The following is a 13,460-nucleotide window of genomic DNA, read 5'->3' on the forward strand; positions in this document are numbered from 1 at the left end:
TTACTCTAAACGCCCTTTCATTCTTTCAAGCCATACTTGCTGTGTTTGTGGCTTCACGAATAATGCCACGATTTCGGGATGAATACTTTTAATCTTTGCTTCAATTCTGTTCACACAGGCTTCGATATCATCTGAAGTTAAACTATCTTTAAACTCTAAGCTTAAAGAAGCAATCACCTGATGTGCACCCATTTGTTCAGTCAGTACGCCATTTGCTGAATATACGGCAGGATCTTCCTGAGCAATTTTCAATACATTATGACGTAGTTTTGGATCTGCTGTTTCACCCATCAACAACCCTTTGGTTTCCCTTGCCAAAAGCAGGGCTGAGATGGCTAAGACAACACCAATCAGTACCGAAGCCACACCATCTAAAACGGGTAAATTAAACTGCTGAGCACAAAATATTCCCAGCAATGCAATGATTAAGCCAATTAAAGCTGCTGAGTCTTCAAATAAAACTGTAAAGGTTGTCGGATCTTTACTGCGACGAAAAGCTTCAAAATATCCCATTTGACCTTTGGTCTTTTTAAATGTTTTCAACGCAATAAACCATGAAGTGCCTTCACAAAGCAGCGCAAACCCGAGTACCACATAATTGACCAATGGGGATTGTATAACTTCTGGATGACGAATATGTTGAATACCCTGATAAATTGAAACCACAGCACCTAAAGCAAAAACCAACAATGCGACAATAAAGGCCCAGAAATATAACTCTCGCCCATAACCAAAGGGGTGATGATAATTTGCAGGCTGCTGTGATTTTTTTAAACCATACAGCAATAAGATTTCATTTAAAGTGTCTACGACAGAATGGACCGCCTCGCTGAGCATTGCCGAACTATTTGTAATATAAGCCGCAACAAACTTAACCAGAGCAATGGCTAAATTGCCCAAAAGTGCTGCATATACAACAATTTTGTTGGAATCTGACATTTATTGTCCTGTTTTTTATCATCAAATACATCAATTTGATTTTTATATCTGTCCTGCTTCATATTAGCGAAACTATCTGTGATTTTTCTTTATTTTTTGTTGCTTTTCACAATTGAGTGAATCTTTTATGGAATCCAATTTAACCAATATTCTAAATACTCCGTCGCAGTCTCATCCACAATTATTAAAAATTTGGGAAGCTTCTGTACGTGCGACTCATGACTTTTTAAACGAACAACATATCTTACAAATTAAAACGCTCATCATTCAGCATCATTATTTTGATCATGTGCGATTGTTTCATGTGGAACGTGAAGGTCAAATCGTTGGGTTTATGGGGCTGGCTTATCAAAAGATTGAAATGTTATTTATTGACCCTAAATTTTTTGATCAAGGTATCGGTTCCATGCTCATTCAAAAAGCCCTTGAGTTAGGTGTGCATGAGGTAGATGTCAACGAACAAAATATTCGTGCTTTGGAGTTTTATAAGAAACATAACTTCCAACAAATTGCGCGTTCGGAACTTGATGCTGAAGGTAATCCATTTCCAATTTTGCATTTGAAACTAAAGAAGCCTTCCATCTAAGTGTTTTGAGATAGAGCGATATCAAAAACATCATCATAAACACCCAGATCAAGCTGACTATCCATGACGACGAAACCGATCTTGCCCCCTATCTGCAAGTCGGTTCTAGTAATCCTCAGCATGATCATGTTTATCAGACAGATTGCAACAACTTAAACCAGTGCAATCAAGCACTTTTCAAGTGTTCCTTCATATAAATTTGGATCACTATAGATTGATGACGAGATACATCAATTAAGACATCGATATCAATTTTTCCATTCCTGAAAGTACGCTTATGACAAGTAAGGGCTATAGATAAATTGATGCAACTTTGTACAGATGATGGCTTCTAGGCTAGAGATTAGCGAATTTTTTTTGTTTTAATTAAGATATTTTATCAATTATTCACCATGTTATTTTCTATATTAAAATAACAATGATTTTGAAAAGTTCATTTATTTTCTAAATACTATAATCGTCTTCACCTGACAGTTGTTTATAGATTATACTCTTTGAAAATCTTAGTAAGACATTTTTTGGATTATTCTTTGGACGCGTTATATGGAATTACGACATCTGAGATACTTCATTACTGTGGCTGAAGAACTCAACTTTAGCAAAGCAGCATTGAGACTTTATACAGCACAACCCTCACTCAGCCAGCAGATCAAAGATCTTGAAGAAGATGTCGGTGTTCGGCTGTTAAATCGGACCAAGCGTAAAGTTGAACTTACTGAAGAAGGTGCTGTTTTTCTGGAGCAAGCACGCTTAACTTTAGCACAAGCCGATAAGGCTGTTGCTATGGCAAGACAGGTCTCCAAAGCCAGACAGCTATTGTTAAGAATTGGGTTTGTACCCGTGGCCGAAATAAAGATTTTCCCTTATATCTTACCGAATTTAAGGGTACAAAATCCTGAGCTAAAAATTGAGTTATTAAGCTTAAATAACCTTGAACAAATGCGCGCATTGAAAAAGGGTGAGCTAGATATCAGCTTTAGCAGGCACAATTTTCATAATGATGAAATCGAAAGTAAATTTGTGCTCCGTGAGCCGTTAATTTTTGTTTTACCCAAAGATCACCCTTTAGCCAAGTATGAACGTATCCCTGTTAAAGCGCTCAATGGGATCGATTTTATAATTCCTGCTGAAGAACAATCCACGACTTTGCACAACACCATTTTAGAGTTTGCCAAACACAATCATATTGAATTGAATATCGTCCAAAAAGCTGACAATATTTCATTGAATATTAACTCAGTTGGAGCGGGCTTAGGCTGTACAATTTTGCCAAGTTATATTGCGCCATTAATCAACAATAACACTGTCATTCGACCTTTAGAGATTGAGCTTCCCTATCTAGACTTGTATGTAAGTTATCGAAAAAGTGCTGGCTCTGTTGCAATACAAAAATTCATTGAACTATTAACCAAGGTATTTTATCTGGATATCAATCGTTTAGAGCAAGAATAAGACCGCTGCGACAAGACATAGAGCATAAGCTTATTTTTTAATATGACGACTTAAACCAATCGAACTTAATGCTCATTTTATTTGCTTAAATATCCATCATTTTTTAATTCAGGCGGTGTTCATCATGGTAGGACGTGCATTTCACCAACTTCGATCAGGTATTCTGTCTCGTCCATATTTCTTTATTAGTTTTCTCCTTACAGCAGTTGTGTATATGGGGATGTCTTTGAGTACAAACTGGCAGTGGTCAACCAATTTATTATTCAGCTGGAATATTGCCACTCTGGTCTACTTAATCCTGACCCTAAAAATGCTTTGGGCAACCAATCAAGCGCATATTTTAAAGCGTGCTCAGCAGCAGGATGCCAGCAAATGGATCATTTTGCTGTTGGTTGTGCTCTCACTCATCATGTGTTTTATTGCCATTATTATTGAATTGGCACATTTGCCCGATGTGACTGGAGTTAAAGCAGGACATATCGCCTTAGCAATTTTAACCATCATTTTTGCATGGTTATTTATGCATACTATTTTTGCTATTCACTATGCACATGACTTTTACTTGGCAGTGGAGAATCATCAGGATGGTGGATTGGACTTTCCAAAAACACCTAAACCAACTTACCCTGAGTTTTTGTATTTTAGTTATGTCATTGGTACTTCTGCACAAACAGCAGATGTATCGATTACATCTCGTTCGATGCGCGTTTTAAATATTCTCCATATCCTTTTGGCGTATGGATTTAACACGACGATTTTGGCGATCTGTATTAATGTTGCCGCAGGTTTTATTTAACTGAAGTAAAAATAGAGGGATTAACACCAAAAGCCAATCTCCAAAGCTTTTTATCATTTTTCTGCGCTTGAATGTGACTAAAAAACCTCAATGCAAACCCAGCACGAGATCATGCTAAGTTTGCATCGTCTTGATGATTTAGTCGCTAAAAAGTGCTTGATTATTTCTTAAGTTTTTTCGGCTTTTGATTGAATTAAGATATTTTTCAATTGCAGGATGGCTTTCAATCTCTGCCATCTTCAATTGCCAAAATAGCATGGAACCAACAAACACATCGGCTACCGTAAATTGCTCACCACATAGATAAGGTTGAGCCTGCTCCAAGCCCTGAATTAAAGCCGTATAGGTGTCCTGAAAGTTTCCATAGCCAATATGCATTTTTTGCTCGTCGGTAATCTCAACTTTTAATGCGCGATCCGTCGTGGCTGCATCCCACGGTCCAGCAGCAAAGAATAACCAACGGAAATACAAGCCACGTTTTGGATCATCCAATGCTGGTGCAAGTCCTTGATCAAAAAACTTATCTGCCAAATAGGCGCAAATTGCAGGCATTTCGTAAATCACCACATCGCCATCGACTAAGGTGGGTACTTTGCCAAATGGGTTAATCTTTAGATAAGACTCCGACTTCATTTCAGTGTGATAAGCCAACTCAATTTTTTCAAATTCAGCACCCAGTTCGATCAGTAACCATTCAATAACAAGACCTCTAGACTGCGCGTTGCTATATAGTTTTAAGCCCATTTTTTCCATTCCTTTATAGTGGTGTATTGAATATAAAGGGCGGCTGTGTCAGTTTTTGTCAGGAGCTTTTGAGCATGGATTTTTTTTGCAGCTCTTTTTGCCACCATGCCTGAAAAAGATGGCGCTTAAACTCTGGGTAAATGATTTCGGTCACAGTTAATTTTTGAATCCGATCTAAACGAAAATTTCGAAAATCCTCACGTAATTCACACCATGCAGCCAACAACATTTTGTCATTGAAATACCCTAAGACAAAAGGCCAAAGCATACGGCTAGAGATATTTTGTTTTTCATCTAAATAATGCACTTCTATCTTGACCTGATAACGAATTGCTAGACGTACTTGTTCGACAACTTTTTCATCAACCACAAGCCAATGGTTGATAGACCGAAGCATGGTTTCATCAATCAGTTCTTGTTTATTCTTGGGCAATACCGCATTGAGTTTGGCCAAAACTGAATGTGCAGCATTTTTTAATGCTGGATCTGGCACTGACCTTAACCAATGCAATGCCAAGAACACTGCTTCGACTTCCGTTTCATCCAAACTCATCGGAGGCAGTAAAAAGTTTTCTTTTAGCTGAAATCCTAAGCCCGCACAGCCCTCAATATTGACACCTTGGTCACGTAAACTTTCAATATCCCGATAAACACTTCGGACACTAATTTCCAAATGTTCTGCTAAGCATTGCGCGGTAATGGGATAACGCTGTTCACGTAAAAGTTGTAATAAAGTGAGTAATCGAATAGAACGGCTCATGGTCAATTTTCTTATTATATCTCTTTGGTTTTATCTAAGTTTACGCTGAGGGCAATCTGCAAACAGCGTAAAAACAGCATCTAAGCAACTTCACTCGCCTTAAGCTGTTGAGTTAAAAACTGATGTAAATGATCGACGTTATCCGCGATCGTCAGCGGATTAAAACGCTGTAATACATCAATCGCATGTACCCCATAACTCACCCCAACACGTGGCATGGCAATGTTCTGTGCCATTTCTAAGTCATAAGATGTATCACCCACCATAATGGCTTGCTCCGCCGAAATTCCAGTGTAATCTAAAATTTCAGCCAACATCAATGGATCTGGTTTGGATTTGGTTTCGCTCGCTGCACGGGTGATCTCAAATAAATCCTGACTCTGGGTCTGAGCCAAAACACGATCTAAACCACGACGGCTCTTCCCTGTTGCAACTGCCAATTTGATATTTTGATTTTTTAAATCATGCAACATTTCAGAGACACCAGCGAACCACAAATCATCTTTGGAATGCTCAACATAATGATCGCCATAGCATTTCAAAATTTCAGTGTGTAACTCGGGAACTTTTGGAAATAACACTTGAGCAACTTCAGGTAAACCCAAACCAATAATACTTTTCGCAGCATCAGCTGTTAACGGTTGGTCAAAGGCTTCTGCAGCAACCAATAAACTCGCCACAATTTGCCCAACTGAATCAAATAAAGTGCCATCCCAATCAAAAATGATAAGTTCTACAGGTTTTTGCATGAATTATTTCCAATATTTGCTCAGTTTACGCATGACTAATGTTTAGATCTTATGCCCTTTACATGACAAGCTAACGCATTTTTAAACACAAAGGGAACTTTTCATAAAACAAGTTCCCTTTGTGTAAAAGATAAAGTGAGCAGCGAGATCGAATCAATCTTTCTTTTGTGCTCTTAACTGCGCAACCAAGCTTTGCATATCTTCAGGTAAAGGCGCTTCAATCACAGGATAACCAGGAATTTCAAGGCGCATTGCATGTAGGCTCAATCGACGAGCTTTGGGTCCACGATACTCTGTTTCATGACCATACTTATCGTCACCCACTAAAGGATGACCAATACTTAAACCATGCACACGAATTTGATGGGTACGGCCTGACAGTGGAGAAGCATAGACCAGTGTCGCATGCATAAAGCGCTCGGCAACTTTCCATTGTGTCTTAGATTCTTTACCTTCTTCTGAGACACGTACACGACGTTCACCATTGGACAGTTCATAGCGCAATAAAGGTTGATTAATCAACTGTTGATCTAAACTCACTTGACCTTTAACAATCGCAGCATAGGTTTTTTTAATTTTATGCTCACGCAACATATCTTGTAGCGCCTTCAATGTGCTGCGTTTTTTACTCACCATCACCAGACCCGAAGTATCGCGGTCAATACGATGAATCAACTCCAAATATTTTTTACCTGTTGCCGCGCGTAAGCCTTCAATTAAGCCATATGCCACACCGCTTCCACCATGTACGGCAATTCCAGACGGCTTGTTGACCACCAATAAACCTTCATCCTCATACACCACACGGCTGAGTAAGCTTTGTGCAACCTTATCGGATACAGGTGCATCAGTTTCGTCTTTTTGCTCAAAGCGAATAGGTGCAACACGGATTTGATCGCCAATCGCTAGCTTAGTTTCTGCTTTTATACGCTTTTTATTGACGCGCACTTGACCTTCACGAATTAAACGATAAATACGGCTTTTCGGCACACCTTTCAGGCGAGTAAATAAGAAATTATCGATGCGCTGGCCTTCTTGATGCTCGTCTACTTCAAACCAAGTTACATTTTGCCATTGTTGCGTAGAATTCATACAGTTAGGTGATCCAATAAAAAACTAAAATTTGATTAAAAACTGATCATTTAGACTATGCTTTTCATACAAAATAAGCATATAGCCCATAGGCAGATGATTCAAGGTTTGCTATAGTCAGCGCACGGATACCACCGTAAGTGAAATTTAGTGCCACCCTTTTTTAAAAATGAAAGCGTGACACAAACGATAAAATTCACGACAGATGCGGAAAGGTCCCAAAAGAATATGCCGACGCCGAAGGCTTTATTATATCGGCAAAAAGACAAACTGTTGCGTTTAATTGTACTTAAAGTACAGAAATCAGTTTGTTTAAAAATATATGTCGCCAACCCAGACGTTGGTTTTTAAACATAAACTGATACACATCAGGCAAGTCGCTGTAGAGTGTTATTCAGGACATAAGTGTTTGAGGCATTGGAACTGCACAATTTGTAAAGGTACGATGATAATTCCGTATCAAGACGCTCTCACAAAAGTTGAGATGCTCTTCGAGCAATGTGATAGTGAAAGACGAATCAAATCAGTCATCCAATGCACCACTTAAGTGCCAGTGAAGAGCTCAAAACTTTAATCGTGCAAAGATTAAAGAAGTATTGCAGCATCAATACAGGCATCAAACCCAACCTTGCTCAAAACAAGTGGGTAAACTACTCAGATCATATTGGATGTATCCGTGATTTGAGCATTGATCCAATATTTTAGATGTTCGCTTCACTTAAAAAAGATAGCGAGTTGTTGGTGTGAATCACTATTAGGTGTTACACCCATGAAACGTATGTTGATTAATGCAACACATGCCGAAGAAGTTCGCGTTGCACTCATCACTGGTCACCGTCTTTACGATTTCGATTTAGAAAACCGTACACGTGAACAAAAGAAAGCCAATATCTATAAAGGCCATGTCACTCGCGTAGAGCCTTCTTTAGAAGCTGTATTTGTAGAGTATGGTGCGGGTCGTCAAGGTTTCTTGTCGATGCGCGAAATTGCCAATACTTACTACAAGGCAGACCCTCGCCAAACATCAAATATTCGTGAACTCATCACTGAAGGCACTGAACTTTTGGTTCAAGTTGAAAAAGAAGAGCGTGGCAACAAAGGCGCTGCACTTTCAACTTATATTTCCCTTGCTGGTCGCTATTTAGTCTTGATGCCGAACAACCCAAAAGGTGGTGGTATTAGCCGTCAAATTTCGGGTTCAGTTCGTGAAGAACTTAAAGAAATGTTGGCGTCATTAAATACCCCACGTGGTATGAGCGTAATCGTTCGTACAGCAGGGATTGGCCGTTCACAAGAAGAACTGCAACTTGATCTTCAACATTTGTTAGACCTGTGGGCACAAATCCAAGGTACAGCAAACTCTGGTCCATCACCAATGCTTGTTCATCAAGAAGCTGGTGTGGTGACGCGTGCTATCCGTGACTATTTACGTGATGATGTTGCAGAAATTTTAATTGACTCAGAGCAAGCCTATAACGAAGCCTATAACTTTGTTAAAGCGGTAATGCCAAATCAATTGGATAAGTTAAAAACCTATACGTTAAATGAACCGTTATTCGCGCATTTTGGTATTGAAAGTCAAATTCAAACAGCTTATGAACGTGAAGTTAAACTTCCTTCAGGCGGTTCAATTGTAATCGACCAAACTGAAGCACTGGTTTCAATCGACATCAACTCGGCGAAATCAACACGCGGACATGATGTAGAAGAAACTGCGCTTAGCACCAACTTAGAAGCAGCTGAAGAAATTGCTCGCCAATTACGTTTACGTGATATTGGTGGTTTGGTGGTGATCGACTTTATCGATATGACCAAAGAACGCAACCAACGTATGGTTGAAGCTAAACTTCGTGAAGCGACACAAAGTGATCGTGCCCGTATCCAGTTCGGTCAATTATCACGTTTTGGTTTAATGGAAATGAGCCGTCAACGCTTACGCCCATCTCTTGAAGAAGCTACAGGTTATGTATGCCCTCGCTGTCATGGCACAGGTATGGTACGTGATCTACGTTCTCTTTCTCTTTCAATTATGCGTAAAGTTGAAGAGATTGCATTACGTGAACGTCAAGGTGAAGTTCAAGTTGAAGTGCCTGTTGAAATTGCAGCATTCTTATTGAATGAAAAGCGTCACAGTCTGGTTTACTTAGAACAAACGTCAAATGTGCGTGTTACTGTACTGCCACATCCACATTTAGAAACACCACATTACGAAATCTCATATAACCCAGAAGGTTTTGCGCCAACTAGCTATGAACGTACTGAAGCTACCCGTTCAAGCGAAAAAGAATTGGGATATGAGTCATCTGAATGGCATTTAGAAGAAGAGCAAACGCAACACAATGCTGCGCCAGCTCAAGCACAAAACAATAAGCAAAACAGAAAGCAACAACCTGCTCAAGCTCAAAAAGCTCAGCAAGCGGTTCAAGCACAAGTTGCTCAACCAGCTTCTAGCCCATGTGCTTGGTTAGAAAATCTGTTTGTACAAAAACAAGCAGCAACTGTTGACCAATCACGTACTGCAAACAATGCAGCTGCAGCCATTGAACAAATGATTAATGGTGGTGCTGTAAGCCGTGGTCAATTTGGCCAAGTGAATAGCAATAGCGCGCCAGCTGCAATTGAAGCTCAAGTTGTTGCTGAAACCAATGCTTATCTTTCACATGCACCTGTTCAAAAACAAGAACCGCGTGAATATGAAAAACAGGGCGAGAAAGAAGAACGAGCTCCGCGTAACAACAACAATAAAAACAAAAATCGCAACAAGCACAAAGAGTCACGCGAACAAAACACTGATCAACATCAAGTGATTGAAGAAGTGGTTCAGGTGCCTCGTCAAGAGCAACGCCAAGAACAGCGTCAGGAACAACGTGATCAACGTCGTCAGCAAAAGCAGCCACGTCAACAGCATGATCAAAATGCTGACACGAACCATGCTGAACAAGCTGTTCCACGTCGTGATCGTAACCATCAGCAACGTCCAAACCGCCCAAATCGTCATCGCGATAGCAGCGTGTTTAATGATGAGCAACAACAAGCGCCAAACAACAATGCGCCTGTAGAGCATAATCAACCTCAAGAGAAACAACCTAAGGTTGAACTCATTGACACCCCGAAGCATGCAGCACTTGAAACAGCTTTAGTGGTTAACCTTGATCAAGCTCAAAGTGAAATTGTCGCATTAAACCCGCAACAAGTTGCTGCGCCAGCAAGCAACAAGCCGAAGCGTCATGATCGCAATGAAAAAGCTGAAACTGTTGCTAAAGCACCTCGCACTGTAGATGCTCAACCAGCTACTGCACCGGCTGTAGAAAGTCAGGCTGTAACGACTGAAGCAAAAGCACCTGCAGCAGCAGAGGTTCAAGCAGAACAGCCTGTGCAACGTGCCAGCAATGACCCGCGCCAAAAACGCCGTCAACAACGTGACGCTGCTCAAGCAAAAGCGGCAACGCCTAAAATCGCACCATCTCAAGTACCGACATTAAATCAGTACACAGTGGGAACGTTGATTCGTCATGTCTATGGTGATGACTGTGCGGTACTGATTGAACAGTTTGGGTTAATTCCAACATTCAATCGTGCTTTGGTTAAGTTTACTGAAGAATATTCAGCGACCTTAACTGTGGTAGAAAAGACCGATGTACAAAGCAAGCAGCCTGTAACACGTGATGTTGCTATCTCTAAAGCAGCACCAGAAGCACAACCTGCTGATGTTTTAGACTTAACACCACCGAAGCCTGAGAATGATCGCCGTGTAGCGAATGATCCTCGTGAACGTCGTCGTTTAGCAAAACAAGCGGCTGTACAAGCAAAGCAAGAGCATCAAGCTGAACTTGAGCAACAACCAGAAGAAGTGAAAACTGAGACTCAAGCAAGTCCAGTTGAAGCAGCACCTGTGGTTACTCAAGCAGAAGAAGTGCAAGCTGAAACGCCTGTAGAAACGACAGTTGAAACAGCACCTGCGGAAGTTCAAGTGGTTAAAGCAGCCCCGGCTAAGTCAGCTGAGAAAGCAGTTGTTGCAACTGAAAAGGCGAAAAAGCCACAACAATCGCTTGCTTTAGATACGACTGCTGAAGCTGCTGTAGATGAAGATACCCAAAAGGCAGACAATGTGGCAACAGATGAAAAACCTGCCCGCCCTCGTCGCCCTCGTGGTCGCCCGCCAAAAAAAGCGACACCACCAGCGGATGAGTAATTTTTAAAAATTTGCTTAAAATGTAGCGATTAAAGAGAACCTAGTCATTTCGATGGCTAGGTTTTTTTGCTATTTTGAAGAGATTATCAGGACATTTGTCAGATTAGGTTGATTGCACTAGTCTTATACGATTAAAAAGACAAATGTAATGTGAGTCAATGACACTCTAAAAATTGTATTGGATTACGAAAAATAAATAGGATTGATATGAGTCAAACAACACAGGCCGATCTCATCGGATTTACTGATGTCGCAGAGCGCTTACCACAGCTCATCAATAAGCTTCCCAATATCCTGACTGGACTTAAACAAGCTTATATCAGAACACCCAATACGCCTGCTGGGCTAGGTCTTGCTTTTGAACGTGCTGTAAAACGCAATCCTTATGGTGATGCGTTACTATTTGAAGATCAACGCTATAGTTATAAAGAACTGAATAACTGGGCCAATCAAATTGCACACTTTTATCTTTCTATTGGCATAAAAAAAGGCGATGCGATCACCGTGATGATCGAAAATCGTCCTGAGTTGATTGCGACCGTGATTGCACTGGCAAAAATTGGCGTAACAACAGCTTTAGTCAATACCTCACAGACAGGTAAAGTCCTGACGCATAGTATCAATTTGGTCAATCCTGTTGCGGTGATCGTCGGTGAAGAATGCCGTGCTGCGGTAGATGAGATTCGTCAAGACTTAAACATTGCTCAAGACCGCATCCATTGGTTTGCAGATCAAAATACAACGCAAGACCCGGGTACAGCACCTCAAGGCTTTATCAATCTTGCTGAAAAAATTCAACAATTTCCAAAATTCAATCCTTCGACCACACAAAGTGTCAAAGGGAAAGATGGCTTGTTTTATATCTATACCTCTGGCACAACAGGTTTACCTAAAGCTGTGGTCTTTACCAACAGTCGTTGGACCTTGGCATATGGAACATATGGTCATGTCTTAAACTTAGGTGAAGATGATGTGATGTACTGCACTTTACCGCTTTACCATGCAACAGGTATGGTGGTGTGCTGGTGTGGTGCTATTGCAGGGGGTTCAGCCTTAGCAATCCGTCGTAAATTCTCTACCTCTGCATTCTGGTCTGATGTCAAAAAATTTAATGCGTCAGCGATTGGATATGTTGGTGAACTTTGCCGCTACCTTATGGATGCACCTGCTTCAGAACTTGATCATACGCACCGTGTCACCAAAATGATCGGTAATGGTATGCGTCCAAATATTTGGGGCAAGTTTAAAGAACGCTTTGGTATCGAAGAAATTTTAGAACTTTATGCCTCTAGTGAAGGAAATGTAGGCTTCAGTAATGTTTTTAATTTTAACAATACTGTTGGCTTCTCACCTACACCTTATGCCATCGTCCAGTTCGATAAAGAAAAAAATGAAGCAATCCGTGACAGTCATGGTGCATGTCAAAAGGTCAAAAAAGGTGAAGTGGGCTTATTGATTGGTAAAATCACCAAGCGCTCCCCTTTTGATGGTTATACAGACCCGGAAAAGAACAAGTCAGTGATCATGAAAGATGTTTTTAAAAAGGGCGATTCTTACTTTATTACTGGTGACTTGGTTCGTGATATTGGTTTCCGACACGCGCAATTTGTCGATCGCCTTGGCGATACTTTCCGCTGGAAAGGTGAAAATGTTTCAACCACCGAAGTTGAAAATATTTGTAGTGAATACCCTAAAATCACAGAAGCTGTGGTTTACGGCGTTGAAATTCCAAATACCAATGGTCGAGCAGGTATGGCTGCCATTACTTTACATGATGGGGAAGAACTGACTGAACAAGATCTAAGCCAACTTGCAGCCGAGTTTAAAAAGAACTTACCAGCCTATGCTGTTCCGGTATTTTTACGTATCCAGCAAATTGTAGAAACGACGGGTACATTTAAATATCAGAAAAATAAATTAAAGGAACAAGCCTTTAATCCTGAAAAAACCTCTGATCGTTTATTGGTTTTACTGCCAAGTGCCAATGCCTATTGTGATGTCACTGCGGAAGTTTTTGCCAATATTGAAGCTTATAAATACCGCTTCTAAAGCTAAAAGCCCTGATTTCAGGGCTTTTTTAGTCCATTTTGTGTTATTTATAACCGAACGTTGCAAACTTTCTTAATTTTTACTTGCGCTCTATCAATATC

At 40.4% G+C, this 13,460-nt stretch carries 10 protein-coding genes; 5 read left to right on the top strand and 5 right to left on the bottom strand.

Going from position 1 to position 13,460, the window contains the following annotated elements:
• Positions 1 to 939: a cation diffusion facilitator family transporter gene (locus tag L3V46_RS19500; RefSeq protein WP_004818752.1), complete on the bottom strand. Its 939-nt coding sequence runs from the start codon at positions 937 to 939 to the stop codon at positions 1 to 3.
• Between the two features lie 127 nt (positions 940 to 1,066).
• On the opposite strand from L3V46_RS19500, the gene L3V46_RS19505 reads away from it, so the two are divergent.
• From L3V46_RS19505 to L3V46_RS19515, 3 genes are all read left to right on the top strand, one after another.
• Positions 1,067 to 1,525, top strand: a complete 459-nt coding sequence (locus tag L3V46_RS19505) for a GNAT family N-acetyltransferase (RefSeq protein WP_239046540.1) — start codon at positions 1,067 to 1,069, stop codon at positions 1,523 to 1,525.
• Between the two features lie 543 nt (positions 1,526 to 2,068).
• Positions 2,069 to 2,977, top strand: a complete 909-nt coding sequence (hcaR, locus tag L3V46_RS19510) for a DNA-binding transcriptional regulator HcaR (RefSeq protein WP_034611600.1) — start codon at positions 2,069 to 2,071, stop codon at positions 2,975 to 2,977.
• Positions 2,978 to 3,101: 124 nt separating this feature from the next.
• A complete protein-coding gene (locus tag L3V46_RS19515) occupies positions 3,102 to 3,773 on the top strand; it encodes a DUF1345 domain-containing protein (RefSeq protein ID WP_239046541.1) in 672 nt (223 codons plus the stop codon).
• Positions 3,774 to 3,911: 138 nt separating this feature from the next.
• On the opposite strand, the gene L3V46_RS19520 is transcribed toward L3V46_RS19515, so the two are convergent.
• The 4 genes from L3V46_RS19520 to L3V46_RS19535 all read right to left on the bottom strand — a co-directional run bounded on the left by L3V46_RS19520 (position 3,912) and on the right by L3V46_RS19535 (position 7,118).
• Positions 3,912 to 4,517, bottom strand: a complete 606-nt coding sequence (locus L3V46_RS19520; protein WP_096732858.1) for a glutathione S-transferase family protein — start codon at positions 4,515 to 4,517, stop codon at positions 3,912 to 3,914.
• Between the two features lie 58 nt (positions 4,518 to 4,575).
• Positions 4,576 to 5,277 (bottom strand): YafY family protein, encoded by a 702-nt coding sequence (locus tag L3V46_RS19525; RefSeq protein WP_239046542.1) that lies wholly within the window; start codon positions 5,275 to 5,277, stop codon positions 4,576 to 4,578.
• An 80-nt stretch (positions 5,278 to 5,357) separates the two neighbouring features.
• Complete coding sequence (locus tag L3V46_RS19530; RefSeq protein WP_004718155.1) at positions 5,358 to 6,026, bottom strand: HAD-IA family hydrolase; 669 nt, start codon at positions 6,024 to 6,026, stop codon at positions 5,358 to 5,360.
• A gap of 153 nt (positions 6,027 to 6,179) precedes the next feature.
• On the bottom strand, positions 6,180 to 7,118 hold the full coding sequence (locus tag L3V46_RS19535; RefSeq protein WP_004718156.1) for an RluA family pseudouridine synthase: 939 nt from the start codon (positions 7,116 to 7,118) through the stop codon (positions 6,180 to 6,182).
• A gap of 769 nt (positions 7,119 to 7,887) precedes the next feature.
• Here L3V46_RS19535 and L3V46_RS19540 point away from each other — a divergent pair.
• Both L3V46_RS19540 and L3V46_RS19545 read left to right on the top strand, forming a co-directional pair.
• On the top strand, positions 7,888 to 11,310 hold the full coding sequence (locus L3V46_RS19540; protein WP_239046543.1) for an Rne/Rng family ribonuclease: 3,423 nt from the start codon (positions 7,888 to 7,890) through the stop codon (positions 11,308 to 11,310).
• Between the two features lie 207 nt (positions 11,311 to 11,517).
• Positions 11,518 to 13,359 (top strand): long-chain-acyl-CoA synthetase, encoded by a 1,842-nt coding sequence (locus tag L3V46_RS19545; RefSeq protein ID WP_209828139.1) that lies wholly within the window; start codon positions 11,518 to 11,520, stop codon positions 13,357 to 13,359.
• Positions 13,360 to 13,460: the final 101 nt, after the last annotated feature.

Source organism: Acinetobacter sp. AG3 (assembly GCF_022343575.1).
Taxonomy (GTDB): Bacteria; Pseudomonadota; Gammaproteobacteria; order Pseudomonadales; family Moraxellaceae; genus Acinetobacter; species Acinetobacter guillouiae.

Coding starts and splice junctions, on each gene's coding strand:
- hcaR (WP_034611600.1), top strand. CDS start 2,069: ATGGAATTACGACATCTGAGATACTTCATTACTGTGGCTGAAGAACTC.
- L3V46_RS19515 (WP_239046541.1), top strand. CDS start 3,102: ATGGTAGGACGTGCATTTCACCAACTTCGATCAGGTATTCTGTCTCGT.
- L3V46_RS19525 (WP_239046542.1), bottom strand. CDS start 5,277: ATGAGCCGTTCTATTCGATTACTCACTTTATTACAACTTTTACGTGAA.
- L3V46_RS19500 (WP_004818752.1), bottom strand. CDS start 939: ATGTCAGATTCCAACAAAATTGTTGTATATGCAGCACTTTTGGGCAAT.
- L3V46_RS19505 (WP_239046540.1), top strand. CDS start 1,067: ATGGAATCCAATTTAACCAATATTCTAAATACTCCGTCGCAGTCTCAT.
- L3V46_RS19530 (WP_004718155.1), bottom strand. CDS start 6,026: ATGCAAAAACCTGTAGAACTTATCATTTTTGATTGGGATGGCACTTTA.
- L3V46_RS19520 (WP_096732858.1), bottom strand. CDS start 4,517: ATGGGCTTAAAACTATATAGCAACGCGCAGTCTAGAGGTCTTGTTATT.
- L3V46_RS19545 (WP_209828139.1), top strand. CDS start 11,518: ATGAGTCAAACAACACAGGCCGATCTCATCGGATTTACTGATGTCGCA.
- L3V46_RS19535 (WP_004718156.1), bottom strand. CDS start 7,118: ATGAATTCTACGCAACAATGGCAAAATGTAACTTGGTTTGAAGTAGAC.
- L3V46_RS19540 (WP_239046543.1), top strand. CDS start 7,888: ATGAAACGTATGTTGATTAATGCAACACATGCCGAAGAAGTTCGCGTT.